Annotated in this window: 25 protein-coding genes, 1 riboswitch and 1 other annotated feature; of the genes, 5 read left to right on the top strand and 20 right to left on the bottom strand. The window is 50.1% G+C overall.

The features are described from left to right. Window positions 1-119 precede the first annotated feature (119 nt). Window positions 120-308: riboswitch (Lysine riboswitch) on the top strand. Between the two features lie 118 nt (window positions 309-426). Then, window positions 427-1,863 (top strand): amino acid permease, encoded by a 1,437-nt coding sequence (locus JZI27_RS21675; RefSeq protein ID WP_280209253.1) that lies wholly within the window; start codon window positions 427-429, stop codon window positions 1,861-1,863. A gap of 117 nt (window positions 1,864-1,980) precedes the next feature. Here JZI27_RS21675 and JZI27_RS21680 read toward each other — a convergent pair whose 3' ends face one another. Further along, on the bottom strand, window positions 1,981-2,403 hold the full coding sequence (locus tag JZI27_RS21680; RefSeq protein ID WP_280209275.1) for a VOC family protein: 423 nt from the start codon (window positions 2,401-2,403) through the stop codon (window positions 1,981-1,983). A 281-nt stretch (window positions 2,404-2,684) separates the two neighbouring features. Here JZI27_RS21680 and JZI27_RS21685 point away from each other — a divergent pair, with 281 nt between their 5' ends. Further along, the gene (locus tag JZI27_RS21685) at window positions 2,685-3,236 is read left to right on the top strand and encodes a helix-turn-helix domain-containing protein (RefSeq protein ID WP_280209255.1); all 552 of its coding nucleotides are present in this window, start codon (window positions 2,685-2,687) and stop codon (window positions 3,234-3,236) included. Between the two features lie 108 nt (window positions 3,237-3,344). Here JZI27_RS21685 and JZI27_RS21690 read toward each other — a convergent pair whose 3' ends face one another. The 10 genes from JZI27_RS21690 to JZI27_RS21735 all read right to left on the bottom strand — a co-directional run bounded on the left by JZI27_RS21690 (window position 3,345) and on the right by JZI27_RS21735 (window position 13,598). Beyond that, complete coding sequence (locus JZI27_RS21690) at window positions 3,345-3,500, bottom strand: hypothetical protein (RefSeq protein WP_280209256.1); 156 nt, start codon at window positions 3,498-3,500, stop codon at window positions 3,345-3,347. A gap of 18 nt (window positions 3,501-3,518) precedes the next feature. Then, window positions 3,519-4,052 (bottom strand): aminoglycoside phosphotransferase family protein, encoded by a 534-nt coding sequence (locus JZI27_RS21695; RefSeq protein WP_280209258.1) that lies wholly within the window; start codon window positions 4,050-4,052, stop codon window positions 3,519-3,521. A gap of 23 nt (window positions 4,053-4,075) precedes the next feature. Continuing rightward, the gene (locus JZI27_RS21700) at window positions 4,076-5,254 is read right to left on the bottom strand and encodes an aminotransferase (protein ID WP_280209260.1); all 1,179 of its coding nucleotides are present in this window, start codon (window positions 5,252-5,254) and stop codon (window positions 4,076-4,078) included. Next, window positions 5,251-5,751 (bottom strand): Lrp/AsnC family transcriptional regulator, encoded by a 501-nt coding sequence (locus JZI27_RS21705; protein ID WP_280209261.1) that lies wholly within the window; start codon window positions 5,749-5,751, stop codon window positions 5,251-5,253. Before JZI27_RS21705 ends, JZI27_RS21700 begins: the two co-directional genes overlap by 4 nt. Before the next feature lie 74 nt (window positions 5,752-5,825). Next, window positions 5,826-6,083 (bottom strand) — a binding site (T-box leader). A gap of 228 nt (window positions 6,084-6,311) precedes the next feature. Next, entirely contained in the window at window positions 6,312-8,576 is a 2,265-nt protein-coding gene (locus tag JZI27_RS21710) for a cellulose biosynthesis cyclic di-GMP-binding regulatory protein BcsB (RefSeq protein ID WP_280209262.1), read from the bottom strand. Window positions 8,577-8,579: 3 nt separating this feature from the next. After that, window positions 8,580-9,866, bottom strand: coding sequence for a glycosyltransferase family 2 protein (locus tag JZI27_RS21715; protein ID WP_280209263.1), 1,287 nt, complete (start codon window positions 9,864-9,866; stop codon window positions 8,580-8,582). Next, window positions 9,859-11,649: a polysaccharide deacetylase family protein gene (locus tag JZI27_RS21720; protein ID WP_280209264.1), complete on the bottom strand. Its 1,791-nt coding sequence runs from the start codon at window positions 11,647-11,649 to the stop codon at window positions 9,859-9,861. The genes JZI27_RS21715 and JZI27_RS21720 overlap by 8 nt, the downstream gene beginning before the upstream one ends. Further along, on the bottom strand, window positions 11,615-12,484 hold the full coding sequence (locus JZI27_RS21725) for a GGDEF domain-containing protein (protein ID WP_122910552.1): 870 nt from the start codon (window positions 12,482-12,484) through the stop codon (window positions 11,615-11,617). The genes JZI27_RS21720 and JZI27_RS21725 overlap by 35 nt, the downstream gene beginning before the upstream one ends. Then, complete coding sequence (locus JZI27_RS21730) at window positions 12,465-12,863, bottom strand: hypothetical protein (RefSeq protein ID WP_280209266.1); 399 nt, start codon at window positions 12,861-12,863, stop codon at window positions 12,465-12,467. Before JZI27_RS21730 ends, JZI27_RS21725 begins: the two co-directional genes overlap by 20 nt. A gap of 78 nt (window positions 12,864-12,941) precedes the next feature. Next, window positions 12,942-13,598: a glycosyl hydrolase family 8 gene (locus JZI27_RS21735; protein ID WP_280209268.1), complete on the bottom strand. Its 657-nt coding sequence runs from the start codon at window positions 13,596-13,598 to the stop codon at window positions 12,942-12,944. Between the two features lie 220 nt (window positions 13,599-13,818). On the opposite strand from JZI27_RS21735, the gene JZI27_RS21740 reads away from it, so the two are divergent. Next, complete coding sequence (locus JZI27_RS21740; protein ID WP_122910550.1) at window positions 13,819-14,724, top strand: cysteine hydrolase family protein; 906 nt, start codon at window positions 13,819-13,821, stop codon at window positions 14,722-14,724. A 45-nt stretch (window positions 14,725-14,769) separates the two neighbouring features. Next, window positions 14,770-15,411, top strand: a complete 642-nt coding sequence (gene nadD, locus JZI27_RS21745; protein ID WP_122910549.1) for a nicotinate-nucleotide adenylyltransferase — start codon at window positions 14,770-14,772, stop codon at window positions 15,409-15,411. A gap of 115 nt (window positions 15,412-15,526) precedes the next feature. Here nadD and JZI27_RS21750 read toward each other — a convergent pair whose 3' ends face one another. From JZI27_RS21750 to ybaK, 3 genes are all read right to left on the bottom strand, one after another. Further along, entirely contained in the window at window positions 15,527-17,647 is a 2,121-nt protein-coding gene (locus tag JZI27_RS21750; protein ID WP_122910548.1) for a sensor domain-containing protein, read from the bottom strand. Window positions 17,648-17,800: 153 nt separating this feature from the next. Then, window positions 17,801-18,232 carry a VOC family protein gene (locus tag JZI27_RS21755; protein ID WP_280209270.1) on the bottom strand — a complete coding sequence of 144 codons (432 nt, stop codon included), beginning with the start codon at window positions 18,230-18,232 and terminating at the stop codon, window positions 17,801-17,803. A gap of 26 nt (window positions 18,233-18,258) precedes the next feature. After that, window positions 18,259-18,735 (bottom strand): Cys-tRNA(Pro) deacylase, encoded by a 477-nt coding sequence (gene ybaK / locus JZI27_RS21760; protein ID WP_280209272.1) that lies wholly within the window; start codon window positions 18,733-18,735, stop codon window positions 18,259-18,261. Between the two features lie 97 nt (window positions 18,736-18,832). Between ybaK and JZI27_RS21765 the strand changes: the two genes are divergently transcribed. Beyond that, complete coding sequence (locus tag JZI27_RS21765; protein WP_251245193.1) at window positions 18,833-19,312, top strand: GNAT family N-acetyltransferase; 480 nt, start codon at window positions 18,833-18,835, stop codon at window positions 19,310-19,312. 68 nt (window positions 19,313-19,380) lie between these two features. On the opposite strand, the gene JZI27_RS21770 is transcribed toward JZI27_RS21765, so the two are convergent. The 6 genes from JZI27_RS21770 to JZI27_RS21795 all read right to left on the bottom strand — a co-directional run bounded on the left by JZI27_RS21770 (window position 19,381) and on the right by JZI27_RS21795 (window position 25,171). Further along, the gene (locus JZI27_RS21770) at window positions 19,381-20,568 is read right to left on the bottom strand and encodes a CaiB/BaiF CoA transferase family protein (RefSeq protein WP_122910544.1); all 1,188 of its coding nucleotides are present in this window, start codon (window positions 20,566-20,568) and stop codon (window positions 19,381-19,383) included. Between the two features lie 23 nt (window positions 20,569-20,591). After that, the gene (locus JZI27_RS21775; protein ID WP_251245186.1) at window positions 20,592-21,740 is read right to left on the bottom strand and encodes an alpha-hydroxy-acid oxidizing protein; all 1,149 of its coding nucleotides are present in this window, start codon (window positions 21,738-21,740) and stop codon (window positions 20,592-20,594) included. 22 nt (window positions 21,741-21,762) lie between these two features. After that, window positions 21,763-22,542 carry an enoyl-CoA hydratase/isomerase family protein gene (locus JZI27_RS21780; protein WP_251245185.1) on the bottom strand — a complete coding sequence of 260 codons (780 nt, stop codon included), beginning with the start codon at window positions 22,540-22,542 and terminating at the stop codon, window positions 21,763-21,765. A gap of 30 nt (window positions 22,543-22,572) precedes the next feature. Next, complete coding sequence (locus JZI27_RS21785) at window positions 22,573-23,244, bottom strand: methionine ABC transporter permease (protein ID WP_251245184.1); 672 nt, start codon at window positions 23,242-23,244, stop codon at window positions 22,573-22,575. Next, entirely contained in the window at window positions 23,237-24,259 is a 1,023-nt protein-coding gene (locus tag JZI27_RS21790) for a methionine ABC transporter ATP-binding protein (protein WP_122910540.1), read from the bottom strand. The genes JZI27_RS21785 and JZI27_RS21790 overlap by 8 nt, the downstream gene beginning before the upstream one ends. A gap of 99 nt (window positions 24,260-24,358) precedes the next feature. Continuing rightward, the gene (locus JZI27_RS21795) at window positions 24,359-25,171 is read right to left on the bottom strand and encodes a MetQ/NlpA family ABC transporter substrate-binding protein (protein ID WP_122910539.1); all 813 of its coding nucleotides are present in this window, start codon (window positions 25,169-25,171) and stop codon (window positions 24,359-24,361) included. Window positions 25,172-25,903 lie beyond the last annotated feature (732 nt).

Genomic DNA, 25,903 nt, shown 5'->3' on the forward strand with positions numbered 1-25,903 from the left:
TGCTCGTGAACACTTGAATACAGAAGATTATGGTGATTTTTAATGATGTGAAAAGATTTATGCAACGCTAGTGACTTTATGAGTAACATAATTTCATACATGATATCCTCATCTTTCACGATGAGGATAGAGGTCGCGGCTTTTATAGGATTCTGTACGAGATTCAAAAGAGATCCAGGACTACAGATGAGGGAAAAGCTGCCGAAGCCTGCGGTGTATCTTTTGTACAAGCGGGCTGGGGCTGTACCCGAAAGGGACAGAACTGTCACGTTTGCCTGTCTGAGCTAACGTGTTGAGCTATCTTCCGTGAAGGTTTGGTGGGGATTGGATTATACCGCCCTTGGCCAATACTTGGCTAAAGGCGGTTTTTCGTTTCGGACCTTCCTTCCAGAAAAATGTCCCAGCGAAAGGTCGTGTTTCATCATCATGTCGAATCAACAGCAACTCAATCGAGGATTGAAAGCCCGCCACCTGTCGATGATTGCCATCGGCGGCTCCATCGGGACGGGGCTTTTCCTCGCGAGCGGCGGCTCTATTCACTCTGCCGGGCCGGGCGGAGCTTTAGTCGCCTATATAGCCATCAGTATCATGGTTTACTTTTTGATGACCAGTCTGGGAGAGATGGCATCCTTCATGCCAGTTTCAGGCTCCTTCAGTACGTACGCGACCAAGTTCGTCGACCCATCTCTGGGTTTTGCACTGGGCTGGAACTACTGGTACAACTGGGCAATCACGATCGCTGTCGAGCTGTCGGCCGCAGCACTGATCATGAAATACTGGCTGCCTGACGTGCCATCGATGATCTGGAGTGCCTTGTTCCTCCTGCTTATGTTTGGATTGAATCTATTATCTGTAAAAGGGTACGGTGAATCCGAATATTGGTTTGCTTTGATCAAAGTAGTAACGGTCATTCTCTTTATCATTTTTGGGATACTGATGATTTTTGGCATCATGGGCGGTGAAGCAGTCGGATTCGAAAACTTCACCAAAGGAGACGCTCCGTTTAGCGGTGGCTTCATGGCCATGTTGGGGGTCTTTATGATTGCCGGGTTCTCGTTTCAGGGAACAGAGCTGGTCGGTGTCGCGGCAGGGGAAAGTGAAGACCCCGCTCGCAATATCCCGCGAGCCATTCGCCAGATCTTTTGGCGCATCCTGCTTTTTTACATTTTGGCGATCCTGATCATCGGTCTTCTGGTTCCTTACGACAATCCCAATCTGATCAGCGGGGAACTGACCGACATCGCGATCAGTCCATTTACCATCGTTTTTGAAAAAGCTGGCTTTGCCTTTGCAGCGTCTGTCATGAATGCAGTCATTCTCACATCGGTTCTGTCAGCCGGAAACTCGGGGATGTACGCCTCTACACGTATGCTCTGGAATCTGGCGAAGGATGGCAAAGCGCCGAAGATTTTTGCCAAGCTCACACGGAATGGTGTGCCGATGAACTCCCTGATCCTGACCGCATTGATTGGTGCCTTCGCCTTCCTGGCTTCCCTGTTCGGAGATGGTGTCGTCTACGTCTGGCTGTTGAATGCATCCGGGATGTCCGGCTTTATCGCCTGGCTCGGAATTGCTGTCAGCCACTACCGTTTTCGCAAGGCTTACGTCGCTCAAGGACGCGACCTGAGCGAATTGCCTTACCGCGCGAAATGGTTCCCGTTTGGCCCGATCTTTGCTTTCATCATCTGTATGATCGTGATTATCGGACAGAATTACGGAGCGTTCATGGGTGATACGATCGACTGGTACGGCGTTCTTGTATCCTACATCGGACTGCCGCTCTTCCTGATCGTTTGGCTCGGGTATAAATGGGGCAAAAAAACCAAGATCGTATCCTTGGACAAGGTGGATTTCGATCAGTAGAAAAGCTGGGGATGTTCTAGGAAAATAAAGTTTAGACTGAACCCTAAAAATAAAGCAGCGGAGATCTAAGAAATGAAATCAACGTCTTAGACTTCCGCTGTTTTTATTGCCCCCCTGTTATTCCTGTAACACCCATTGCGGATTCCATACCACTTCCCACAAGTGACCATCCGGGTCTTGAAAATATCCAGCGTATCCACCCCAAAAAGTGTCATGAGGCGGTACGGTAATCGTAGCACCAGCATTTTTTGCCTGTTCCATGACCTGATCAACCTCTTCTCTCGTATCCACATTGTGACCAATGCTACATGCAGTAGGGCTCGAAGCGGTCAGTGGAAGCTGCGCGTCATGCGCAAGATCTTTGCGATTCCAGATGGCGAGTTTTAATGCAGCTTGCAACTCGAAAAAGGCCACCGCCCCGCGCTCAAATTCTTGGCCCACGATCCCTTCTGTCGGTAGTCCCAATCCATCCCGGTAAAACCCCAGCGATCTTTCCAAATCGTCCACACCCAGTGTAATGACTGTAATGCGTGGCTTCATAAAAGATTGCCCCCCTGCTCTAATCGCGGTTCCCGTCATGACTCCGAGAATGAACATGAGCGTTTTCTTGTATCCAAATTTGGATGCATACGCCAAGGACATGATATTATTTGGTCCAGGCGTAAACGAATTGACAAAAACATAGAGCAAAAACGGAACCCATTGCATGTGTATCCAACCTCCTGTGTGTTATAATGACCAAAAAGACCGCTTTAACGTATGGACATTATAATTGTACAATACGGTCGTTATAACGTACATAACGGAAGGTGATTTATTTTATGGATATCAATGTCGTACTCGCTGAAAATCTGAAAGCCTTGCGAGCCAATCAAAAGCTGAGTCTAGACAAGGTGGCAGAAATGACTGGCGTAAGCAAAACGATGCTGGGTCAAATTGAGAGAGGCGAATCCAATCCTACGATCAACACGGTCTGGAAAATCGCCAATGGCTTGAAGGTTTCTTTCACCGAGCTTATTCACCAGCCGCGATCCGAAACGACTGTCATCACCAAGCAAGATGTACATCCTCTTCAGGAGGATAACGGCAGGTACCGCGTCTATCCATATTTCCCTATTGAAGAAGGCAGACGGTTTGAGATGTACACGGTGGAAATGGATAAAGGAGGGTATTTGAACGCCGAGCCCCACCGGGCAGGGACCGAGGAATTTATTACGGTCTATGAAGGAGAACTTTCCATCCGGGTCAACAACGAGGAATTTACAGTTAAAGTCGGTGAATCCATACGCTTCAAGGCGGACCGGCACCATGTGTACCATAACTCTGGGGATTCCATTACCCGTGTAAGCATGGTGATTCACTATCCCCATTAATTTCAATCGTGCTTAAGAGCCGGAGTATTGACTAGCATCCATGCAAAAAAACACCTGGTCCCTGTCATTCGTGACAGAGCCAGGTGTTTTTCCCCATGCAGGCTACTTCTATGTATGCTTTAATAAAAGCTCAAACCATTCAGCCTGCCGGACGGCGTCTTCCCAGCCTTCTGTATTTTCCCCGAGATGCCACCAAGCTGAGAGGATGGAATGACTGAGTCCCCAAGCCAGCACTCTATCCCGCTGCACATCCAGTCCTTTCACCAGATGCTCGACACGTCTTCAGACCAGTTTTTCCGGCAAGGGTCCTGTTCCTCCGTGAAAATGCTCGCGCATCCGCCCCAGGCCTTCGAACCAGTCTGCAACGGTCGGGAACAGTGTAGAGCCTGAGAAGGTGCTGTGCAATCTGCCCATGACCTTCACGACGGCCCTCGTCTGATCCTCCTCCTGCCCTACAGCATCCAGCGTCACGCCAGGCATGACCTTCTCCAGCAGCATAATGCCCTGGACGGGATCAGCGTCCAGGAGCCGCACCATTCCCTCTCCTGCGAACATGCTCAGGGCTTCGATCTCGGTACGGTTCTCTTTGCCTGGCACACCAAGCTTTAGTACGGCTGGCGCACCACCAGGGAGTACGACCGGTGTGACGTAGTTGTAGCTGAGCGTGTAAGGTGTTTCATACTGGATTTCCAGCGCCCACCTGTGTTCACATACCTGGAGTAAAAGGCCGAGCTGTTCCAGCCACTTTTGCCCCTCTTCTCCGTACACCCCGCAGATCGTCTCCGGAAAACGGGGAGGCAACACGATTTTTTCCAATCTTTTCACCTCCCACATGCAGTCTAAGACAATCGGCTTACGAAATGCTCCATCCGATCCAGCGCCTTCTTCAGCTGCTCCATCGAGGTAGCGTACGAGCAGCGGATGTGACCATGACCGCTCTCACCGAACACATCTCCCGGCACCACGGCAACCTTTTCTTCCATCAACAGCTTCTCTGCAAAGTCTGCTGCCGACAGTCCGGTAGAGGCGATCGACGGGAAGGCGTAGAAGGCTCCTTCCGGCTCGTGGCAGTCAAGTCCGATGTGGCGGAATCCGTCTACGACGTAATTACGCCGCTGTCTGTAGCTCTCCACCATCCGCTCCATGTCACTGCGACCGTGACGCAAGGCTTCGAGCGCCGCCATCTGTGCCATCGTCGGAGCACAAAGCATCGTGTACTGATGAATTTTCAGCATCCCGGCGAGCAGCTCCGGCTCGGCACAGACGTAACCGAGACGCCAGCCTGTCATCGCAAAAGCCTTGGAGAAGCCGGAGATCAGGATCGTCCGTTCCTTCATTCCTGGTAAGGCTGCAATGCTGTCATGCATCCGACCGTAGGTGAGCTCTCCGTAGATTTCGTCGGAGATGACGAGCAAATCATTTTTTTGCAGGATCGGCAGCAGTGCTTGCCATTCCTCTGCGCTCATCGTGCTTCCAGTCGGATTGTTCGGATAGCAGAAAATAATCGCTTTGGTGCGTGCTGTAATATGCTTCTCCAGCTCTTCTGGAGTCAGCTTGAACTGGTTCTCCATTTTGGTTTTCAAAAATACGGGCACGCCTCCAGTGAGTCGGATGACCGGTTCATAGGAGACGTAGCACGGTTCTACGACCAGCACCTCGTCGCCCGGGTCCAGGATCGCACGCAAGGCAATGTCGATCGCTTCGCTGGCGCCGACCGTCACGAGAATCTCTTTATCCGGGTGATAGCTGACCGAAAAACGCTCCTCCAGATATTTCGCAATCTCGACTCGCAGCTCCAGCATCCCGGCATTGGAGGTGTAAGCCGTATAGCCACGCTCCAAGGACGAAATCGAAGCCTCTCGCATGCGCCAAGGTGTGACGAAATCAGGCTCCCCGACTCCGAGGGAGATGACGCCTTCCATCGAGGCTGCCAGATCGAAAAATCGGCGGATACCAGACGGCTTCAAGGATGCAACGGTAGATGACAAACGACTTCTGACTGATACTTGTGTACTCACGGCGTTACCACCATCCTGCGATCTTCATCACGATCTTCTAATTCAATGCCATCATGTTTGTAGCGTTTTAAAATAAAATGGGTTGCTGTCGAAATAACGGAATCCAGCGTCGCCAGCTTTTGCGAGACAAACGATGCTACCTCGCGCATGGTCTTTCCCTCCAGCACCACAGAGAGATCGTAGCTTGCACCCGACATCAGATACACGGCTTTTACTTCAGGGAAACGGCAGATCCGCTCTGCTACCTCGTCAAAGCCCACATCCCGCTTCGGCGTTACTTTTACATCAATCATCGCATTCACATACGGATGGTCGTCCATGCGTTCCCAGTTGATCAGTGCCGGGTACTTCACGATCATTTTCTCATCTTCCAACGCCGCAATCGCCTTTTCTATCTCTTCTTTTGGCTCTGCCAGCATCTTGCCCAGCTGTTCGGCGTCCTGTCTGCTATCCTCTTCCAGAAGACGCAGCAGTTCCATCTGTTTTTGTCGATCCATTCCCACCACTCCATTCTCTTTTTCAATATAAAAACGCCCCAGCAATCGGTCCGATTCTTTCACTCGGTTCCGATTGCTGAGGCGATCGTTCGCGGTACCACTCAGCTTTTTTGCCCCTTTCACAAGAGACAAACTCGTGCAGTCAAAACGGTCGTGACCGTTTTTGTTGACTGACGCCCGATAACGTGGGCTACTCGCTGCTTTCTACTACGAGATTTCAAAAGCAGTGCTCCAAGGTGGCGTTCAAAAAGAGTTGGCGGCAGCCCTCTCAGCAATCAGGCAGCTCTCTGGTCGTCAAAGCTCTTTTCTACTTTCCTTTTCACGGCAGTTCAGTTTATAGGTTACTCACTTTGTCGAATGACTCAGATTATAGAAAGGTTTTCACTCCTTGTCAACCGACTTCTTTTTTGGTTTTGTCCGTGTGGCGCGAAGATGGCCCCAGAAATTGGGCGAGCATGAAGAGAGCTTGTGCCAGAAAACACGCCTGCTGTCAGAGCCAAACCTTCCTGTTTCCGAGGGGCAAAATCACTAAATTTGCCATATGAAAAATGATATATTTTTTATCCTTTTCTTTTTGCTTTCTTTTTCTCCACTTTCAGCATGCGGATATAAATCACCAGCAAAATCAGGAAAACAGCCAGAACCCCGCCGATCAACCAGAGCGAAATATTCCCTACCATCTCGTCAAAACCGGTCTCTTTCGCAACTATTTCGTCCACTTGCACCGTGAAAATATCATTCGATTTGCTCATCACCACAATCTGACCATCTTCGTGCGCGTTTTTCAGATATTGCAGCAGATCTGCGTGAAGGAAGCTGCCCTGACCCGCCTTGCTTTCATCTGCGGCTTGGAAGAAGCTCATGGTCCGCTGCGGATTCCAGATCGAGGGTTGGACCCACGCTACATAGCGGGTGGTTTCGTTGATGACATGGTACTGATTCAACGGTTTGATCTCGTTGACCAATAGCTGCCCCTGAGCCTGCTGCAAGGAGGGATAGTGCTCCAAATCCCCCATCGCAATCACGTTGTACGAGGAAATCGCCTGCACATCCTTTTCTGTCAGCGGTTCCTGAAAGATCACGAAGGCATTCCCCTGCGGATGGTCTGCCTCCTTCAGCATTTCATTGAGCAGCATCGAGAACTGGGTCAAATACTCGCCTGTCCACTTTTCTGGCAGAAGAAAGGCAGTGTTCTGCATGCCGTCGTCCTGGACAAATGGAGCAGGCCAATACTGAAAGCTGTTTTGCGCCGGAACTTCATGTGGAACATCCAGGGTACTTTCCTTATCCACAAAGATCCAGCGTCCCTTGTTGTTTTCTGGTGCACAGGCATCTCCCTTGAGGTCCATGGAAGCCGAGAAAGCAACCGTCAAGGTATGGTTTGCCTCCTTCAACACAGTCGGCGAAATGGGGACGCGAACCTGGTAGCCGTCATTTTTATCCACTGGCTTCAGCTGCTGAAGCAGGACCGTGTGGGGAACGCCATTTACCGTTACTGTCAGCTGGTGCTGCGGCTTATCCTCTCCTTCACTTTGCATCAGCAAGGGAGAGATTTTCATTTGCAGATCGAGCGAGACATCGCCGGTAATTTTCCAATGGGATGGAATCTTCAAGACTACCTGCTGGGTACCGCTATTTCCGTGCTCAAGCATGATAGGCGAATAGCCAGCTGATGCCAGTGACAGTATGTGGGATTGAGCCTTTCCAGCAGATTGGCCTGGAGCCTGCTTTACTACCAGCTGATTGCCAGCCAGCTGCTTGTTCATTTCCTGATCCGTCAGCAGGTGAATCGTCTCGGCAAAGCTCGATTCTTTGCCTCTCGTCACCATGAGCAACAGCTTGGCAGCAGGCGACTGATTGACTCTCATCTGGTAGTAATCCAGTCCCAGCTTCTGATCCCTCTCAGCAATCCCCTGGTCAGCAACCAGCGTCTTGAGTGGACCATTCCATGCCTCAGGATTTCCGATCGCGATTACGTGGCCCAAGTCTCCCTTTGCCTTCCATTCGCTCTCCGGTACGATCGGGATCGGGCGATGAGTCGCAGTTTGGGCGGATAGCGAGGTGGCTACCTTCAAGGCAGCTGCCACTACATCGGGCTGCGCGGCATCGGGAACCACGATTTTGGTATACACCTCAGTCGAATTGCCCGGCTCCACGAATGGCAGCGGATACTCCTTGAGCAGATCTGAAGACGATGCTTGTGCCTGTGTATCCAGAAAAGCAAAGGAGCTTTTATCGATTTTCACCCAATTCGCAGGATCGTGTTGATCGTCGCAAATGTTGTCAGTGAGCAAGCTATGCTTGGTGATCGTAATCTTGTGAAAGCCGAATGCCGTTTCGGCTGCGCCCAGCGGGATTCTGATTTTTCCATGCTGAGCGGTCTCCTTGGTCAGGAACACACTTTTCATCGGTTTGTCATCCACACTCACCGTCAACGTAGAGCGTGTGGCGTTCAGCAGCTCAGAGTGACTAAACGCGATTTCCAGATAGTTGTTGCTCCCGACCGTTGTGCGCGGAACGCTGTAGTAATAGTCAAAGGACTCGTTCACTCCGCCCAGCCTAACGGGCTCACTCGCTAGTCGAAGAACGGTTCCCGGCGTTTGATCAGGTCCATTGGCTGCGTATACAGCATGGGCTTGGCTGGCTAGGCTTGTGAAGGTAAACACAGGCGATTGGGGCGATTGGGGCGACTGGCCCTGCGACGCAGCAGTCCCAGCCCCTGGCGGCACTGCCTGTCCTTGTGCAGAGACTGATCCTGCTCCTTGCCCAAAGAGGAGTGTGGTGACCGTCAAAAGCGCGAGCGCCGGTTTCCAATTTTTTCTCATGTTCTACACCTGTCTTTCTGATGGCGGTACGGACTTTTTATCAGCTGAAAAGCGTTCTGTCTTGTACCACTTTAGTTCTTGTCGAAAAAGGACACGCTTGATCTCCAGGTACAAAGCATAGACGACCAACACGATCCATAGCTGCGAGTAAGTAAAATACATCAACAAAACTATCAGGAAATTTTTAACATTCAATTCTGTTCGCTCGATACTAAGGGCAATCATCACTTCAGTGACGTACAGGAAGTAGGCGAGAACCCAGAGGATCATGGCGACAATCCCTACCTGCAGCTGCAAGTCGACGAACAGATTAGTCACAAACAGCACGTCCGATACAATCACGCCGAGAAAGAACAGGAAGTAAGTAAAGAAAAAGTAGATCAAATCAAACATGATGCTCTTTTTGCGCAAGGAGAACAGTCTCCACATGAATTTGAGGACGACGTACTGATTGCCCCTCGCCCATCTGGTCCGCTGGTTCCACCAAACCTTCCAGCTTTCCGGCTCTTGCTCCCAGGTGATCGCAGCCGGAAAAAAACGAATAAAATATCCGGCGTTGTAGACGCGAATCGTCAGCTCGGTGTCTTCCGCAAGGGCTTTCTCATCCCACCCGCCAAGCTCCTCCAGCAGACTGCGGCGGATCGCAAAATTGGTGCCGGGAATCGTCGTCACCCGAAACCAGAAGTAGCGACCTGCCTGCGCCATCCACTGGAAGCAGATCGTCTCGATATTGATAAAGCGAGTAAGCAGATTTTTAGCAGCATTCACGACTCTAAACTTGCCGACAACAGCCCCTGCCGTAGGATCGTTTTGCAGTGCCAGAACGAGATAATGGACAGCCTTGCGCTCCGGTGTATTGTCTGCGTCATACACGATGATAACTTCTCCGGTGGAATGAGCCAGCCCCTGGTTGAGCGCACCCGACTTCCCTTTTCCAGCATGCGGCGGCTTGGTATGGACCACCTTTACATATTCGTATTTATTTGCGTAATCGTCCGCGATTTCACCAGTCCGGTCCCTGGAGTTGTCATTGATCACGACAATTTCCAGCTTGTCTTTCGGATAATCCAGTCGCAGCATTGCCTTGATGGTCCGCTCGATGACCACCTCTTCATTGTGAGCGGGTATCAAAATGCTAACCTTGGGAAGTGGCTTCTCGTTTTTCTCCCATTCCGGAATAGATCTTCGATAGCGCAGGTAGTGAAAATATCCGCCCTGCATCAGGAACATATGGTACAAAAGCATCATCCAGATGACGGACAAGGATACATAGAACAAGGTATTAGTCATCCAGATCACGCTCCATAAAAAGTTGTTTTCGCAGATTGGCTCGATTGCGCCACGTGTACAGCAGAAACAGCATCACCATGCACGATACCAGCGCGGCAATCCCCCACAAAACAAGCTGTACCCCACTATTTTCCCGCAAGGAAGACATGGCGCTTTGATACAGCTCTGATGCGGACACGGTTCCAGCTTGCATTTCTGGCTCCGGTACAGCTGGATCGTTGCTGGTTTCCCCTCCGCTTTCCACGCTGATTTCCTGCCCGCTCAGCCTGCGCACGTCCATCCACTGCAGATCAGGCATCGTCTCTGTGTAGGCGATCATTTCTTTCAGAGGGGCCACGCCCAAGTACGGATGGAAAAACATCCCGATCACTCCATCGCGCACAAAGCTGACCTGCTTGGCTTTGTCCCTGATATCCTGCATGGGTGTAAGCGAGGCAGGATCGTAATACCCTACCGTTTCCGGGAGAATCGTCATCCCATGCAAAAAGGCTGGCTTGGACACAAAAGGAGGCGCTCCCATATGTCTCCAGTCATTGTCGTTAAACTGAATCTGCCCCAGCACGAAAGAAAAATGGCGAGCCATTACCTCGTACCCTTTTTGACTCATCGTGTAGTGCGGGGCTTCAAAAGCGACGGGAGCCAGGCCCAGCTCGGTCAGCTCTTTGATTCCGCTCGCCATGCGCGTCTGCATGTAGTTTTCCTCATATTGTCTCAGCGACTGCTCATAGTCTTCATACGCTGACTGAGATGACCATTCATACCTTTTTTTCAAGGGAGTCTCATCATCCGGAGCTTTGGATATGGATGTGTTGTTCTCAATGTCCCAAAATTCCGAGCCTTCCCCCGTCTCTGAATTGCGATATTGGTGCATATAGCCGTGCAGGATAATACTAGCTCCCCTTTTCTGCAATTCCCGAAGTACCTTGACCATTTCCGGCTTTTCCTTCAAATGCACGATTTCTTTCGTCCCGGAATTGACGTATACCGGGATCAACGCGATGACGTAGGAAATCCCTTTTTCCGCCAAATAAGTCCCGGCTTCCAAAACCAGCTTTGGATCAGAATGAGGATGTACGTCCTCCAAGCGCAGCAAAGCTTGACGTCCCTCTTGATGTGCCTGCTGAAATACTTCGTGCAATGCTTCTGACACGAAGATGGAGAAGGGAGAAGTAAAATTGGCGCTAGCAAAATAGGCAGTACGATCGTGCTGCACCATCAAGGGATAGGAATAAACGCCTTTCCATCCCTCCAGCAAGACCTCGCCTTGGACAAGCGAAATACGCTCCACCAGAAAGTTGTCGTCAAGCAGCATCGGATCGATCCCCTGCGGTTTGGATACCATCTGAATATCTACCTGCCCATTCCGCTGGAGAAAGGCAAATCGAGCTCCCAGCTGTTCGACGTTTTTTCCTAACACAAACAAATGGCCTTCAAAGCTCTGCAAAATCTCCCTTGTCGAACTGGACAGTTCATTGGAGATGCCCCCGTAATAGACGAGATGTGTGATTCCATTCAGATTCCGTCGGGTCAAAGCCTCGTCCGACACATAGGAGAGCTTTGAGCTGAAATGACCCAGCGCCAGATCCAGCATGCGGACTTCGTCAGTCAAGACCCCGTCCTCTGTCGTATAGACGACCAATATCCTGGGCACAGAATCTCGTCCAAGCCCTTGGGCAGCGTACAGGCTGGTCCCTGTCCCTGCCATCAGCAATAGTACCGCAAGCAAAGAGAGGACGATGCGGCCAGGATTATTGAATATATTGATCCAGCTCTTGTTTGGCACGTTGCACCATCTCCAAGTGGTCACTTACATCTTCCGCATAATGACTGATGCCAAAACCGATCGTTAGTGTGACCTGCTTTTTGTTGTTTTCCAGCGTGTGGACACGGAGGAGCTTCTCCAGCTTCTGGACGACCACCTCAGCTCCCTCCTCATGACTGTTGCTTAAAATAACAGCAAAGGTGCCTGAACCTTGCTCGCTCAGATCGAGGCGAAACTTGCGGTCTGTCAGCCTCGTGTTGTTGCGCAATAGGGCAGCCAAGGAGCTAAGCAGGTAGTCCCCTTCCTTTTGTCCGTACAGACGAAAATAGGAGTCCAGATAGTTGACTTCGATCAGCATCAGCGAAAAAGGAATACCCGTCCGGCGTGATCGACTGAACTCTTCCTCCAGGTCAAAAAGCAGCCGCTTTTCGTTTGAAAATCCCGTCACTTCATCGATCGTAACCAGCTCGTCAAACTTCTCTACCATCTCCTGATGCTCGGCTACTGTCTGGCTCACCAACCGATGAGTCAGACCGGTAAGAATGGCTGCGATGAGAAAGAGTCCCATCCAGATGACGATATCGGTAACGGATAGCGGGATCGTCCAGCCGGCAAACATCCCCCAAATCAACAGACTTCCAAATAGAAACAGACTGAACAGACTCAGCCCCAAGCTGGCCAGCAATCCAAACAAAATGCCCGTCAGACTGATGATCAGCGTCCAGCCGATCAGAATGGCCGGGATCAGCTGCATGGAAGGAAAACCCGCTGCGAACAGGATGAGCAGGAGAATGAAAAACAAAAATGTCACTTGATAGCCGATAAATATCCCGTTCTTATTGGAGCGTCCCATCATTGAACAGCCTCCTTTCTGCAAGCAGTGGAAGCAAATTGTCAAAGGAATGCGTATCCATCCGACTCATGTCCAAATAACCGCCGTAGAATGCATGTTCCGGTCGCCGAATCTGCTGGCGAATCATTCGTTCGTACAAATCCATGGCAAAGGAATGATCTCCAAGCTCGCTTGCAGTCAAAATCGCCAATCCGTATACGGCTGGAGACTCGTACGCGACCACAGGCTGCTTCGTCACTGCATCATACCTTCCATACAGAAGGCCATGTTGCACGAACTCTGCCTTCAAAAACGACCAAAGCTCTGGCGACGCAATCCCTGCTTGTGCCCGATGATACGCGATATACAATTGATCGATCAGATTCACTTCCTGCTGATACACATACTCTTTCTTGGCCAGCTGGTAGGAAAATGGGAAAAATCCTTGCCGGGTCGGCAGCTTGTCCAGAAAAGTACGTACTTACTGATCGAGCTCCTCACTAACCTGCTGATGCTCCTTCATCATATGAATAGCTGAAGCGTTCAGATAGGAGAGCGTAAGGTGATCACTGGACAGCTGATGCTTCCGATCGTAAAAATCGACCAAGAGACCGCCCTGCGCTTGATGCTCCTTGACGCTTTGTCCGATTTCGTTGGCGAGCTGGGCGTACTTTTCGTCTCCCCATTTTTCTGCTGCCAGATAGAGAGCCTCAGCAATCCGCAGATCATCGACGAGTGCATTGGTCGAGACAGTGGCATTCTTCTCTCCCCCTGCTTTCCAGGCGATCCAGCCATCCTGGTAATAGTGGGCTTGCAGGACGTCTACATTTTGAGCAAACAAGGCATGATCCCCTTTTTCCACTGCGTACATCATCCATAGACCCAGTGACTCTGAAAGGGTTTCATCCCCTTGTGCGACATTCTCGTCTTTTGTGGGAGAAGCCTGAAGATTGGTCTTCAGGGTCAGATCTTCATTCGTCAGATGCTCCCTGATAAAAAGCTCACCTGGCAAAAGTCTGGTAAATTCGGGTGTGCTGGTCACCTGCTCCGTTCTCTTCGCAAATGGCACACCAGGCAGGAACCATCCAATCAAAAGGAGGAAGGCCCCTGCCGCAATGAACAAGCGAAAATCTTTCAAACGTGTTCCCGCCTTTTTCTCTTTTCGTTGGTCTACTTTTTCTACCGTTTATCCTTGTACTCCAAGTTTCCATGTATCAATCTATCACACCTGATTATCAATACAATGGTTTTTTTATGTAAACTTCTTGAACTTGTGGTCGTTGTATTGAATGTTGCGTCCTTTTTGGATTAAATACATAGTAAGAGCTTCCAGCTTCTATCCAAAGGAGAGGAAAATCATGAAGACGCCGTTTCACGAACTCTTTGATGAAACCCGTATCGGACGTACTTCCGAAGTCCGATTAAATCATCTGCTCCAAAAAGCAACCCAGGAGAACATCTCGCCAGCTAGCGCTGACAAACGGAAAACGCTGTTTCTGGCTATCGATATGCAAAATGATTTCATGGAGCAGGGAGAGCTCGGCGTACCAGGGTCCCACCTGGACGTATCGCGCGCTGCCCGATTCCTGTACGATCATATGGAGAAGATTACGCAGGTCGCAATCTCTTTGGATACGCACCAGCCTCAGCAAATCTTTCATCCTGGCTGGTGGGTCGATGACAAGGGCAATCATCCAGCCCCATTCACCATCATTACGCATGAAGACGTGCAGCTTGGAAAATGGCGAGCCCTCACCCATCAGACAGAAAGCCTCGACTATGTAAGCCATCTGGCGCAAAACAGCAAAAAAGAGCTCTGCATCTGGCCCTACCATTGCCTGGAGGGCAGCTTTGGAGCCGCTTTGGAAGGCCAATTTGCGAATATGGTTTACTATCACTCCGTTGCAAGGAAAGCCGCCCCTCTGCGCATCGTAAAAGGCAAGGACCCATTAAGTGAAATGTACGGTATTATCAAGCCAGAGTATGGTCCGCATGCAGCAGAACAGCTCGACTTTTTGGAGAGCTTGAGGACGTACGAGTACATCTTCGTTGTAGGGGAAGCCAAATCGCATTGCGTGTTAGAGTCGCTGCGTCAAATCCTCGAATACTATGAAGCCGATCCGTCTGTAACCTCAAGGATCGTGGTTTTGGAGGATTGCATGAGCAGCATTCCTGGTTTTGAAGCAGCCGCAGAAGATGCCTTCACTGCCTGGCAGAAAGCCTACAAGATTTCCGTGACGCGATCCACCGATTTTACATGGTAGCCAAAGACCTGTTTGCTCTGCCGACTTAGGAAAGGAATGAATCCGATGCGGATTGGTATATACGGAAGCAGTTTTGACCCGATCACATACAGCCATCTGTTCACAGCAGCAACGGTAGCTCATCGAAAGCGTCTCGACAAGGTCATTTTTGTGCCGTGCTCGTCCTTGCGCCATGATAAAAAGCTGCAGACCGAAGACCACCATCGCTTGCAGATGCTGCGCTTGGCGCTGGCCACCTCCAGCCACAAGAAAAATCGCTTTGGTGACCCGCTTTTTGAGATTTCTACAGTAGAGATGGATGCCTTGCCGGGAGAGACCTACACCTACGACACCATGATCCACATGCGCAAAAAGTATCCTGAAGATGATCTGTTTTTCATCATGGGCTCTGATCTTCTGGCTGGCATGTCCAACTGGGGCAACGCTGAGAAGCTAGTCACGCAATTCAACTTTATCGTGATGTCAAGAGAAGGCTATGCATCTGCCGATATGATCGCAGACGATCCGCTGCTGCGAAACAACGATGAGCATTTTCTGATCATGAGCAAGGGAATCAATATGGGGATCAGCTCGACCTACATCCGGGACGAGATCCGCAAGGGCGGCGATCCCAGCTTTCTGTTGCCAGAGGTATGTCTGCAATACATTTATGAGCACGGCTTGTATAAGCGGATCTTAAATGAGTAGCGCAGCGAGATGAAGAATGGGTGTCCACTAGTAGTTGAGCCTACTTGAGGACACCCATTTTTTCATTAAATAGAATGTGGCCGCTTGCGGTCTGCAAATAAACGGTCATGATCGTTTACTGCATGCGCAAATATTCGTCGAAATCGCTTTTGGCCAGCGGTTTGCTGAACAAGTATCCTTGTCCGAGTCCGCAGCCGTTTTGCTGCAAGGCTTCCACCTGATCGGAAAGCTCGATTCCCTCCGCAATGACATTCATGTTCAGACTCTCCGCGATCGTTACGATGGCTTTTACAATCGCTTGGCTTTCCTGGTTATGGTGCACATCACGGATGAAGGAGGCATCGATTTTGATCGTATCCACAGGCAGGCTCTTGATGTAGCTGAAGGAGCTGTACCCCGTGCCAAAGTCATCGATGGAAATCTGAATCCCCTCTTCCCGGATTTGCTGCAAGACACATGTGGCTTCTTCCATTTTCACGAAAATGCTCTCCGTGATCTCCAGCTCCAGCCATTTCGGGTCCAATCCGGTTTCTGTAAGAGTCTGCCTGATCATCGCCACCAAATCCTTTTGATAGATTTGTCTGGCGGACAGATTGACTGATACCTTCAGCTCAAATCCCTGATCATGCCACTCCTTGTTCTGTCTACAAGCTTCGTGCAAAATCCATTCACCCAGCGGCAGAATCATTCCGGTTTCTTCTGCGATCGGGATAAAGCGATTGGGAGGAATGACGCCCAGTTCAGGATGCATCCAGCGGACGAGCGCTTCCATTCCAGTCAGCTTGCCCGTGCTGATATCCATTTTCGGCTGGTAATAGATTTGGAAGTGTTTTTGTTCAATCGCTTTTCGCAGTTCATTTTCCAACAGAATCCGTTCCAGAGATTTGGCTTCCATCGTCGGATCAAAGAAATCGAAACCGTTTCTTCCCCGCGATTTGACTGTGTAGAGCGCGGTGTCTGCACGTTTCAGCAAATCTTCTGCTTGGTCACCGTCATCTGGATACAGCGCGATCCCGATACTGCAGGAAATGTTGAATTCATTGCCATTAAAGGCAAATGGCTTCTGCAGCTCTTGCATAATATGACCGGCGATATCCGCTGCTTCCTGGCGTCCCGTGATTTGCGTCAGCAGAATGGTAAATTCGTCCCCGCCGAGCCTGCCTACCATATCTCCAGTCCTCACACATTTCTGCAGACGTTTTGCTGCTTCGACTAGCAGCAGATCCCCGACATCGTGACCGAAGGAGTCATTCACATCCTTGAAGCGATCCATATCGAGAAAGAGGACTGCCAGATTGGATTGGAAGCGCTTGGCCGAAATGATTTCCCTGTTCAGATGCTGGATAAACATCCGGCGGTTCGGCAGATCGGTCAGGGCATCGTGATAAGCCAGGTGGTGAATCGTCTCTTCGGACAGCTTCCGCTCCGTAATGTCGCGTGTGACCAACAACAGCCTCTTTACATCTCCATGCTCGTCCAGCACCGGATTCAGCTTGGTTTCTGTCCAGACAGTCGTATTTCGATTCGTTTTCAGACGGCATTCCGCCATGTATTCTTTTCTTGTACTACTCGTGTAGAGTATCGCGTACGCCATAATTTCGCGATCCTCCTCAACGACAACATCAAGCAGGTTGATGATCTGCTCATCTGGCACATGATGATCCAATATGTTCCGATGAGAGGGAGAGAGGTAGAGACATTTTCCTGATTTATCGATCATGGAAATGATATCAGATGTATTTTCAGCTATGATGCGGTACTGCTCCTCGCTTTTTCTCACTTCTTCTTCCATTTGCTTTCGATCCGTAATATCGCTGCGAATGGATACATATTGATAGATCTTCCCCTGCTGATTTTTAAACGGGACGATCGTAGTGTCTACCCAGTAAAAGCTTCCGTCTTTTGCGCGGTTGCGTACTTCCCCTCGCCATATCTTCCCTGAACCGATCGTAGCCCACATCTGCTTGAAAAAACTCGCCGGATGTGTACCTGAATTCAAAATCCGGTGGTCTTGCCCGATCAGCTCTTTTCGCTCGTACTTGGAGATTCGGCAAAACTGATCATTCGCGAATAGAATCTGGCCACGATGATCCGTGATCGCCACAATCGTGGATTGATCCAATGCATGTCTGACGTCAGCGAGCTCTCGCAACGCTCGCTTCAATTTTTCATCTTTTTCATGCAACAACTCTTCCCAGTCCTGGTCAGAAAGTTGCACGATCGTATCATTAGCCATAATGGGTTCCTCTCCAGAAAAAGCGATATATTCGATTTAGTAAATGATGTCTATCAAGTTGTATATCGGTTCGATTATATCATGGAATGGAAAAAGATGAATGTTCATAGGGATACGAATGCTGACATTTTTGCAAACGATGTTGACAAGCTGTCATCCTTTTTTCCGCAAAAAAACGCCCTTCTCTTTCAGGCGTTCTAGAAACAATCCGTTATTTTTTTCTGTTAGACGGATATAGTAGCCGTCGGGGTCGACAATCCGAAAATCCGTAGCTCCCCAAGGTCGTCTGGCTAAAGCTCCATGGATGGCGTAGCCTAGCTCCATGATGCTGCGGTAGTAAGCTTCGATCGCTTCAACCTCCAGCACGATTTCTACCCCTCCCCCTTTTCGCTCCTGTTCGGATTGAGGTTTCAGGTAATGACCATCCGGCAGATTCTCGATAGCACCAAGACCGATGGATGCATCCCAATTTCTCACAGACATGTAATCGTCCGATTCTTCTCCACTGACAAAGCCCAGCACTTCGGAGTAAAATCTAGCTGATGCTCGCACATCCTTCACGAACAATTCCATTCTGAATCTCATGGTTTACGGCCTCCTGTCCAATCTAGCTACTGTGTGACGTCCGCAAAAGCCGCTTTGGTCGCTTTTACGAGGTTCTCTACCTGAAGTTCGATCTGAATGCCAATTTGCCCCCCGCTGACAATCATCGTTTCCAGTGTCTGTGCCTGCTCGTCAATCATGGTAGGAAACTGCTTTTTCATTCCAATTGGCGAACAGCCGCCGCGTATGTAGCCCGACACCTGGGTGATTTCTTTAACCGGAATCATGTCGATCTTTTTTTCTCCGACAGCCTTGGCCGCCTTCTTCAGATCGAGCTCGGCTTCAACAGGAATGACAAACACGTAATACGCCTTGCTTGCCCCTTGGGAAATCAAGGTTTTGTAGACTACTCCCGGTTCCCTGCCGATTTTGGCAGCTACGGAGACGCCATCGATTTTTCCGTCATCTGTCTTGTATGTCATCATGGTATAGGCGATTTTTTCCTTGTCCAAGATCCGCATGGCATTTGTTTTTCCTGATTTCATCACGTTCTCCTTGTTTTTGCGCTTCTTGTCCGCGCATTTGCCTAGTAATAGATTCACTTTTTATCTTACCAGTTCCTGGGGAGGCAAGCACATGAATATGATTATCCGAGCATACAGGGATTCAGATATCAGCCAAATGGTTGCCCTCTTTTACGAAACGGTGCATACAGTGAATGCACACGATTATTCGCACGAACAGCTGCAAGTCTGGGCACCGGAAGACGAACGGGAGATGAGATTGGCGCAATGGAGCCACTCTTTTCGTAGTCACATCACCTATGTCGCAGAAATAGACGGATTGCTTGCAGGCTTTGGCGACATGACACATGATGGGTATCTCGATCGGCTTTACGTCCACAAAGATTATCAAGGACGTGGAATCGCCAGCGCTTTGATTCATCAGCTGGAGTCGGAAGCAAACAGACTGGGACTGCAACAAATCTGGACAGAAGCAAGCATCACAGCCAAACCATTCTTTGAACGTCATGGATATCAAACGATTCAGAAGCAGACGGTCGAACGCCGTGGTGTTGCCCTGCACAATTACCTCATGAAGAAGAGGCTCGGTTCCGTTTAGCGGTATTCTGGTGGTCGTCAGGCGCAAAAAGAAAGACCACCCTATTGCAGGATAGTCCTCGACTCCTATCAGATAATCTTCTTTTCTTCCAGCTCCCGGATCGTTTCTTCCGAGTACTGCAATTCCTCCAGCACTTCCTTGGTATGCTGCCCAAGCAAAGGGGCCGGACGCTTCACCTGTCCCGGTGTTCCGGACATTTTGGCAGGAAAGCCCAGACTCTGGATCTTCCCCGCTAACGGATGTTCGTACTCCATCACCATCTCGCGGGATCGGATGTGCGGGTCATTCAAGGCCTGATCATAGCTGTAGATCGGGCTGGAAGGCACCCCCGCCTCGTCCAGACGAGCAAGCCAGTATTCGGAATCCGCCTGCATCAAACAATCCTGGATCACCTGCTCCAGCTCATCCAAGTGATCGCGCCGATCCGTATTGGTCAAAAAGCGGGGATCATGGATCAGCTCTTCACGCTCGATGACTTCGCGGCAAAACTTTTCCCACAGCTTCTGGTTGCCCGCTCCGACGAGAATATGTCCATTCTTCGTCGGGAAGCCTTGGTACGGCGCTGTGACGCGATGTGCGGAGCCATTGGCTGTAGAAACCTCTCCCGCTCCGAAATAAGCTGCCGACTCCCATACTGTCCAGGCAAGGCCGGAGTCCACCAGGGAGAGGTCGATATACTGTCCCTCTCCTGCTTTCATCTTGTGAATGTAAGCTGCCATAATCGCATAGATCGCGGTCATTCCAGCTGCGATATCATGGATGGCGATTCCGTTTTTCACCGGACGTCCGCCCTTTTCTCCGGTCATGCTCATCATCCCGGACAGCCCTTGCGCCATAATGTCGTAGCCACCCTTGGAGCTGTATGGCCCCGTCTGTCCATAACCCGAAATCGAGCAGTAGATGAGGCCCGGATTGATCTCGCGCAAGGTCTCATAGTCAATGCCCAAGCTTTTGGCCGTACCAGGACGAAAATTCTCAATAAAGACATCAGCGGTCTTCACCAGATCGTAGAGGATGTCCTTTCCCTGCTGCTCTTTGATGTTCAGGCGAATTCCCCGCTTGTTGCGATTGGCCGCCATGAAGCTGTAGCTTTCCTGCTCAAAATAAGGACCCATGATCCGGCTGTCATCCCCGTTTGGGTACTTCTCGACCTTGATCACGTCCGCTCCCAGATCACCCAGCACCATCGTGCAGTAGGGTCCAGCCAAAACCTGCGTCAAATCGATGACCTTCATGCCTTGTAACGCTTGTTGCATGCCAAAAGCCTCCTGGATGTGTATTAGAGGCGTGTCAGGATGCTTCGGTTCAGATCTGCAATCGAAGTGCTGCCTGAAAGAGCCATCGTGACATCCAGCTCGTTGAGCAAGGTGTCTATCACGCTGGCCACGCCTTGTTCGCCGGCAACTGCCAGCCCATAGACAAACGGTCGACCGATCAGGACGGCATTCGCTCCGAGCGCGAGCGCCTTCACGACATCGGGGCCTGTCCGTACGCCGCTGTCCAACAACAAAGGAATCTGTCCTTTTACCACTTCTGCGATCGCAGGCAAAGCATCCAGTGAAGAAATCGCGCCATCCACCTGACGTCCACCGTGGTTGGAGACGATGATACCGTCTACGCCATGTTCCAGCGCCAGCTTGGCATCGTCCGGATGCAGGATGCCTTTGACCAAAATCGGCAGCTTTGTATGCTCACGCAAATACGCGATATCGTTCCAGTTCAAAGCCGGTGTATAGATCGTGCGCAGAATTTCCTCTACCGCATTCTCCGGCGTCACTTCTGCGAGACGGGAACAAAAAACGGGGTCGCTGATGTAGTTGGCCATCCCATAGCCCTCGCGAAGTGGCGAGTACCCGTTTTTAAAATCGCGACGCTTCCATCCCAGCATGATCGTATCTACCGTCAGTACGATAGCCGAGTAGCCTGCCGCTTCAGCCCGTCTGACCATGCTCGCGCTCACTTCGCGGTCCGTCGACCAGTAGAGCTGGTACCAGCGGGGAGCATCGCCCATCACCTCTGCGATTTGCTCCATCGAGTGTGACGATACTGTGCTCACCACCAAGGGTACGCCTGCTGCGGCTGCTGCACGTGCTGTAGCCAGCTCCCCTTCTGGATGGGAAATCTTCTGCATGCCTACAGGTGCGAGCATGACAGGTGTTTTCAACTGCTGATTGAACAGTGTGATCGCCATCGAACGATGGGTTACGTCACGAAGCATGCGGGGCACAATCGCCCAGCGAGAAAATGCAGCGCGGTTGGAAGCGAGCGTCAGCTCCTCTACAGAGCCTCCTGCTGTATAGTCAAAGGGTCCGGCTGGAACCATATCGCGCGCCTTTTTTTCCCAATCCTCATAAGAGATCGGGAGAGACTCCGTAGATTTATCTACTTTGGTGAACAGCAGCGTTTCTTTGTTTTCTGTAAAAGACATCAATGACTACTTCCCTTCCTGGTTAGCGAAAACGTGGTTTTCTCTTTTCCAAAAAAGCGTGCACACCTTCCCGGTGATCAGCGGAGTCAAAGGATTGCAGGACCAGCTCAGCCAACTGAGCGTCCTCTTCGATCCTCCCGTCCAGGACAGCCTGCACCATCCTTTTGGTTCCGCGCATCGATACCTGTGAGCCTTCACTGAGCTTTTCTGCGAAAGTGTACGTCTCACGCTCGAGCTCTTCTGTACTGTAGATGCGATCGACCAGACCGATGCGGTACGCTTCGCTCACATCGAGGGTGCTCGCCGTGTACAGCATCTCTTTGGCTCGCGACGGTCCGACCAGATCAACAAGCCGCTTGGTGCTGGTCAGATTGTAGACGATCCCCAGCTTGGCTGGCGTGATGGCGAACATTCCATTGTCTGCGCTGAAGCGGAAATCGCAAGACAGCGCGATGTCCAAGCCTCCGCCTATGCAGGTTTGATGAATCATGGCTATCGTCGGTTTGGGAAAGCGATGCAGGCGATCGACCGACTCCATTGCCGGATCGTTGTACGCTTTCGCCTTTTCGGCAGATGAACGGTTTTCCAAAAACTCACTGATATCCGCTCCTGCGGCAAAAGCCGTTTCGTCCACACCGCGAATGACCACGACTCTTGTTTCGTCATCTGCTTCCAGCTGTTCGAGGAGTTGGGACAACCTGATCCACATGGCCAGATTGAATGCATTCCGCTTTTTTGGACGATTGAGAAAAATCGTCGCAATCGCTCCTGTTTTATTTACATATAAATAATCTTCATTCATCTATTTTCACACCTCCCTGTCGCAATTGCACTAATCTTTTTTATACTTGGCTGCTAATTTATTCCCGATTGACTGCAAGCATTGCACCATCAGGATCAAAATAAATACGGTGACGTACATCACATCGACCTCGTAGCGCAGATGCCCGAAGCGATAAGCCAGGTCGCCCAGACCGCCAGCCCCGACCAAGCCTGCCATCGCCGTAGCGCCCACCAGGTTGATGACCGCAATGGTCAATCCGAGGATAATCGTCGGTCTGGCCTCACGCAGCATGACGTGCCAGATGATGTGACGTGTTCGAATCCCCATCGATCGGTATGCCTCAATCACGCCGCTATCCACCTCTACCAGTGCATTCTCCATCAGGCGCGCGATGGAGGGCGCAGCGTGGACGATCAGTGGAACGATGGCTCCTTTGATCCCGATCGACGTGCCGACAATCAGCTTGGTAAACGGCAGGATGAAAAAGAGCAGGATAATAAAAGGAATTGAACGGACGATATTGACGAAGACATTTAGCACCTGGTAAACAACGCGATTTTCCAGCGCATTGCCCGGACGCGTCAGGATCAACAGAATGCCAAGCGGCAAGCCGATCAGGACAGAAATGGCGAGCGAGACGGAAACCATCTGAAGCGTCTGGACCACAGACTCGCCGATGATAGGCAAACGCCCTTCAATGAATTGCTGGATTTCACTCATCTCCTACTTCCACTCCCTCTACCTTTACGCCCTGGTCTTCCAGATAGGCGATTGCCTTTTTCGTCTCTTCCGGATCTCCATTCAAATGGACCACCAGGGTGCCGATCTTCTCTTGCTTCAGCTGGATGATCCCCCCTGCCAAAATGTTGGGCGATACCGGAAAGAGGGCGCTTACCTGCGCTAATACAGGCTTGCTGGTACTTCCACCGACAAACGAGAGCCTGACCACTGGACCTGTCTCTTTCAATTCTTGCAGCAGGGAAGGGGGCAGTTCCTTGTGATAGGTACTGTTGACAAAACGTCTGGTCGTCGGATGCTTGGCCTGGGCGTAGATATCGACCGTCTTGCCCAGCTCGATCACTCGCCCATTCTCCATGACAGCCACCCGGTCACAGATTTTTTGAATCACATTCATCTCATGGGTGATCAGCATGATAGTGATACCCAGCTCAGCGTTGATCTTGAGCAGCAGCTCCAGGATGGACTCGGTCGTCTCCGGATCCAGGGCGCTCGTCGCCTCGTCGCTTAGCAACAGCTCTGGTTCCTGGGCCAAGGCCCGCGCAATCGCAACCCGCTGCTTCTGCCCGCCGGACAATTGGCTTGGATAGGCGTCGTGCTTGTCTTCCAAGCCCACGATCCGCAGATATTTGGTGACACGCCCGTCTATTTCATTTTTGTCTACATCTGTCAGCCGCAGTGGAATCGCAATATTGTCATAGACGGTCGCTGTCTTGAGCAAATTGAACCCCTGAAAAATCATGCCGATTTTGCGTCTGACCTGCATCAGCTCCTCCGCAGGCAGGTTGGTTACTTCTTTGCCTTGAATGACGACAGAACCGGAAGTAGGTGCTTCCAGCAAATTGACACACCGGATCAACGTACTTTTCCCTGCGCCGCTGTATCCGATCACGCCAAAGATTTCGCCCAGTTTTACTTCGAGTGAAACATCCTGAATCGCATGAACCGTTCCTTTGGACGTGCGGAAAGATTTTGAAACATTCGACAATGTAATCACGTCTGAGCTGAACCTCCTTCAATCTCCCGAGCAGTTAGACATTTGCAAGCGGAATGAACAAAACGTGGCCCCACCCATTGTGGGCGGAGCCTTTGCGGTTTACCAAACTGGGATAACCGAACCTTCGAAATGTTCCTCCACGAACTTCTTCACTTCGTCGCTTTGATATGCCTTCACCAGTTTTTGTACCGCGGCGTCATCCTTGTTTTCTGTTCGGACGACAATGACGTTGTGGTGCTTGGAATCCTTTTGCTCCAGGAAGATTGCGTCTTTGCCAGGATTCAGGTTGTTTTTGATCGCATAGCTCGTATTGATCGCTGCTGCTGTCAGATCATCCAGCTGCTTGGCGATTTGTGCTGCATCCAGCTCGATGAACTCCAGCTTTTTCGGATTTTCTGCGATATCGAGAACAGTCGCGTCATCACCCACGCCGTCTTTTAGCTTGATCAGTCCTGCGCTCTGGAAGACCAGCAAGGCGCGTACGCTATTCGTCGGATCGCTCGGCAATCCGATCTTGTCTCCCTCTTTCAGCTCGTCCAAGCTTTTGATTTTGTTCGAGTACACACCCATCGGGTTGAGGACGGTCTGCCCCACTTGTGTCAGATCTGCATTTTTTTCTTTTTTATAGCTCTCCAAAAACGGAATCGTCTGGTAGCTGTTCGCGTCAATTTCTTTTTCAACCAGTGCAATGTTTGGCATTTGGAAGTCCGAGAATGCTTTCAACTCTACTTCCAGACCATCCTTTGCCGCTACTTCTTTCACCTTTTCAAGGATTTCTTCATGAAGACCAGACGTTACACCTACGACGATCTTATTCTCGGGAATCGCGGCACTTTGCTGCGCTCCTCCCCCACACGCTGTCAAAGCCAATACAAGCAACCCTGATGCAAAAAGACCTAACACTTTTCTCATGCTGAACTTCCTCCAATTCCATCTATACAACTGTGTTTAGTGTGAATAAATCTTATAGAAAATCCACATGATTACACTTTCGGTAAATCATGCATGAGGAAGTTCTATCCTTTATTCAACGTTTGATCATGTGAGTTATCGTACTACGCAATCTATATCCAAGTCAATTAATAGGTTTTATCGGATTTGTAAAAAATTTTTTATAGCCCCTCAAATCACATTTCATCCTGATTAGCTCGTTCTATTGACATTGTTTACCTAGGTAATATAGACTATTTTCGACACGAATTATCACTATTCGACACAATTGATTAGGTTATTTCTCCTAGCGAAACAACCAGAATCTATAGGTACATCGTCTGAAGGCAAAAGAGAAATTTCCACCTAGCGTGCGTGGTCGGTATCGCGTCATTCTCCAAAAGCATCATTTTGAGCAATTATCTCTATCAATTTTTATTCTTTCTAACTGATTTAGGACAATTTTTTTTAGCTCTTCACTACCGTACGCACCTGGAGTTATTATATTATTCTCTAACCAATACGATAATAGGACACTCGATTTATCACTTAAATGCAATCTTAGGAAATATCTTTCTCCCAAAGTTCCTTTCTCATTATAAATTTGATTGAAATCAATAATTTCTAATTTTAAATACTCGAATCAATTTCATAAATTAGAGCCCTACGGGCTCAAGGTTTTTTGAGCATAGAAAAAGGAGTACCTCCCCAAAT

This window comes from Brevibacillus sp. AY1, from assembly GCF_029870785.1.
Classification (GTDB): domain Bacteria; phylum Bacillota; class Bacilli; order Brevibacillales; family Brevibacillaceae; genus Brevibacillus; species Brevibacillus invocatus.

What these genes read in the sequence shown, in the direction of transcription:
- JZI27_RS21680 (WP_280209275.1), bottom strand. Translation starts at nt 2,403, where the DNA reads ATGAAGCCACGCATTACAGTCATTACACTGGGTGTGGACGATTTGGAA.
- JZI27_RS21770 (WP_122910544.1), bottom strand. Translation starts at nt 20,568, where the DNA reads ATGCAACAAGCGTTACAAGGCATGAAGGTCATCGATTTGACGCAGGTT.
- JZI27_RS21750 (WP_122910548.1), bottom strand. Translation starts at nt 17,647, where the DNA reads ATGGCTAATGATACGATCGTGCAACTTTCTGACCAGGACTGGGAAGAG.
- JZI27_RS21785 (WP_251245184.1), bottom strand. Translation starts at nt 23,244, where the DNA reads ATGAGTGAAATCCAGCAATTCATTGAAGGGCGTTTGCCTATCATCGGC.
- JZI27_RS21675 (WP_280209253.1), top strand. Translation starts at nt 427, where the DNA reads ATGTCGAATCAACAGCAACTCAATCGAGGATTGAAAGCCCGCCACCTG.
- ybaK (WP_280209272.1), bottom strand. Translation starts at nt 18,735, where the DNA reads ATGAAATCAGGAAAAACAAATGCCATGCGGATCTTGGACAAGGAAAAA.
- JZI27_RS21775 (WP_251245186.1), bottom strand. Translation starts at nt 21,740, where the DNA reads ATGTCTTTTACAGAAAACAAAGAAACGCTGCTGTTCACCAAAGTAGAT.
- JZI27_RS21685 (WP_280209255.1), top strand. Translation starts at nt 2,685, where the DNA reads ATGGATATCAATGTCGTACTCGCTGAAAATCTGAAAGCCTTGCGAGCC.
- JZI27_RS21780 (WP_251245185.1), bottom strand. Translation starts at nt 22,542, where the DNA reads ATGAATGAAGATTATTTATATGTAAATAAAACAGGAGCGATTGCGACG.
- JZI27_RS21715 (WP_280209263.1), bottom strand. Translation starts at nt 9,866, where the DNA reads ATGACTAATACCTTGTTCTATGTATCCTTGTCCGTCATCTGGATGATG.
- JZI27_RS21710 (WP_280209262.1), bottom strand. Translation starts at nt 8,576, where the DNA reads ATGAGAAAAAATTGGAAACCGGCGCTCGCGCTTTTGACGGTCACCACA.
- JZI27_RS21765 (WP_251245193.1), top strand. Translation starts at nt 18,833, where the DNA reads ATGATTATCCGAGCATACAGGGATTCAGATATCAGCCAAATGGTTGCC.
- JZI27_RS21755 (WP_280209270.1), bottom strand. Translation starts at nt 18,232, where the DNA reads ATGAGATTCAGAATGGAATTGTTCGTGAAGGATGTGCGAGCATCAGCT.
- nadD (WP_122910549.1), top strand. Translation starts at nt 14,770, where the DNA reads ATGCGGATTGGTATATACGGAAGCAGTTTTGACCCGATCACATACAGC.
- JZI27_RS21740 (WP_122910550.1), top strand. Translation starts at nt 13,819, where the DNA reads ATGAAGACGCCGTTTCACGAACTCTTTGATGAAACCCGTATCGGACGT.
- JZI27_RS21705 (WP_280209261.1), bottom strand. Translation starts at nt 5,751, where the DNA reads ATGGATCGACAAAAACAGATGGAACTGCTGCGTCTTCTGGAAGAGGAT.
- JZI27_RS21795 (WP_122910539.1), bottom strand. Translation starts at nt 25,171, where the DNA reads ATGAGAAAAGTGTTAGGTCTTTTTGCATCAGGGTTGCTTGTATTGGCT.
- JZI27_RS21725 (WP_122910552.1), bottom strand. Translation starts at nt 12,484, where the DNA reads ATGATGGGACGCTCCAATAAGAACGGGATATTTATCGGCTATCAAGTG.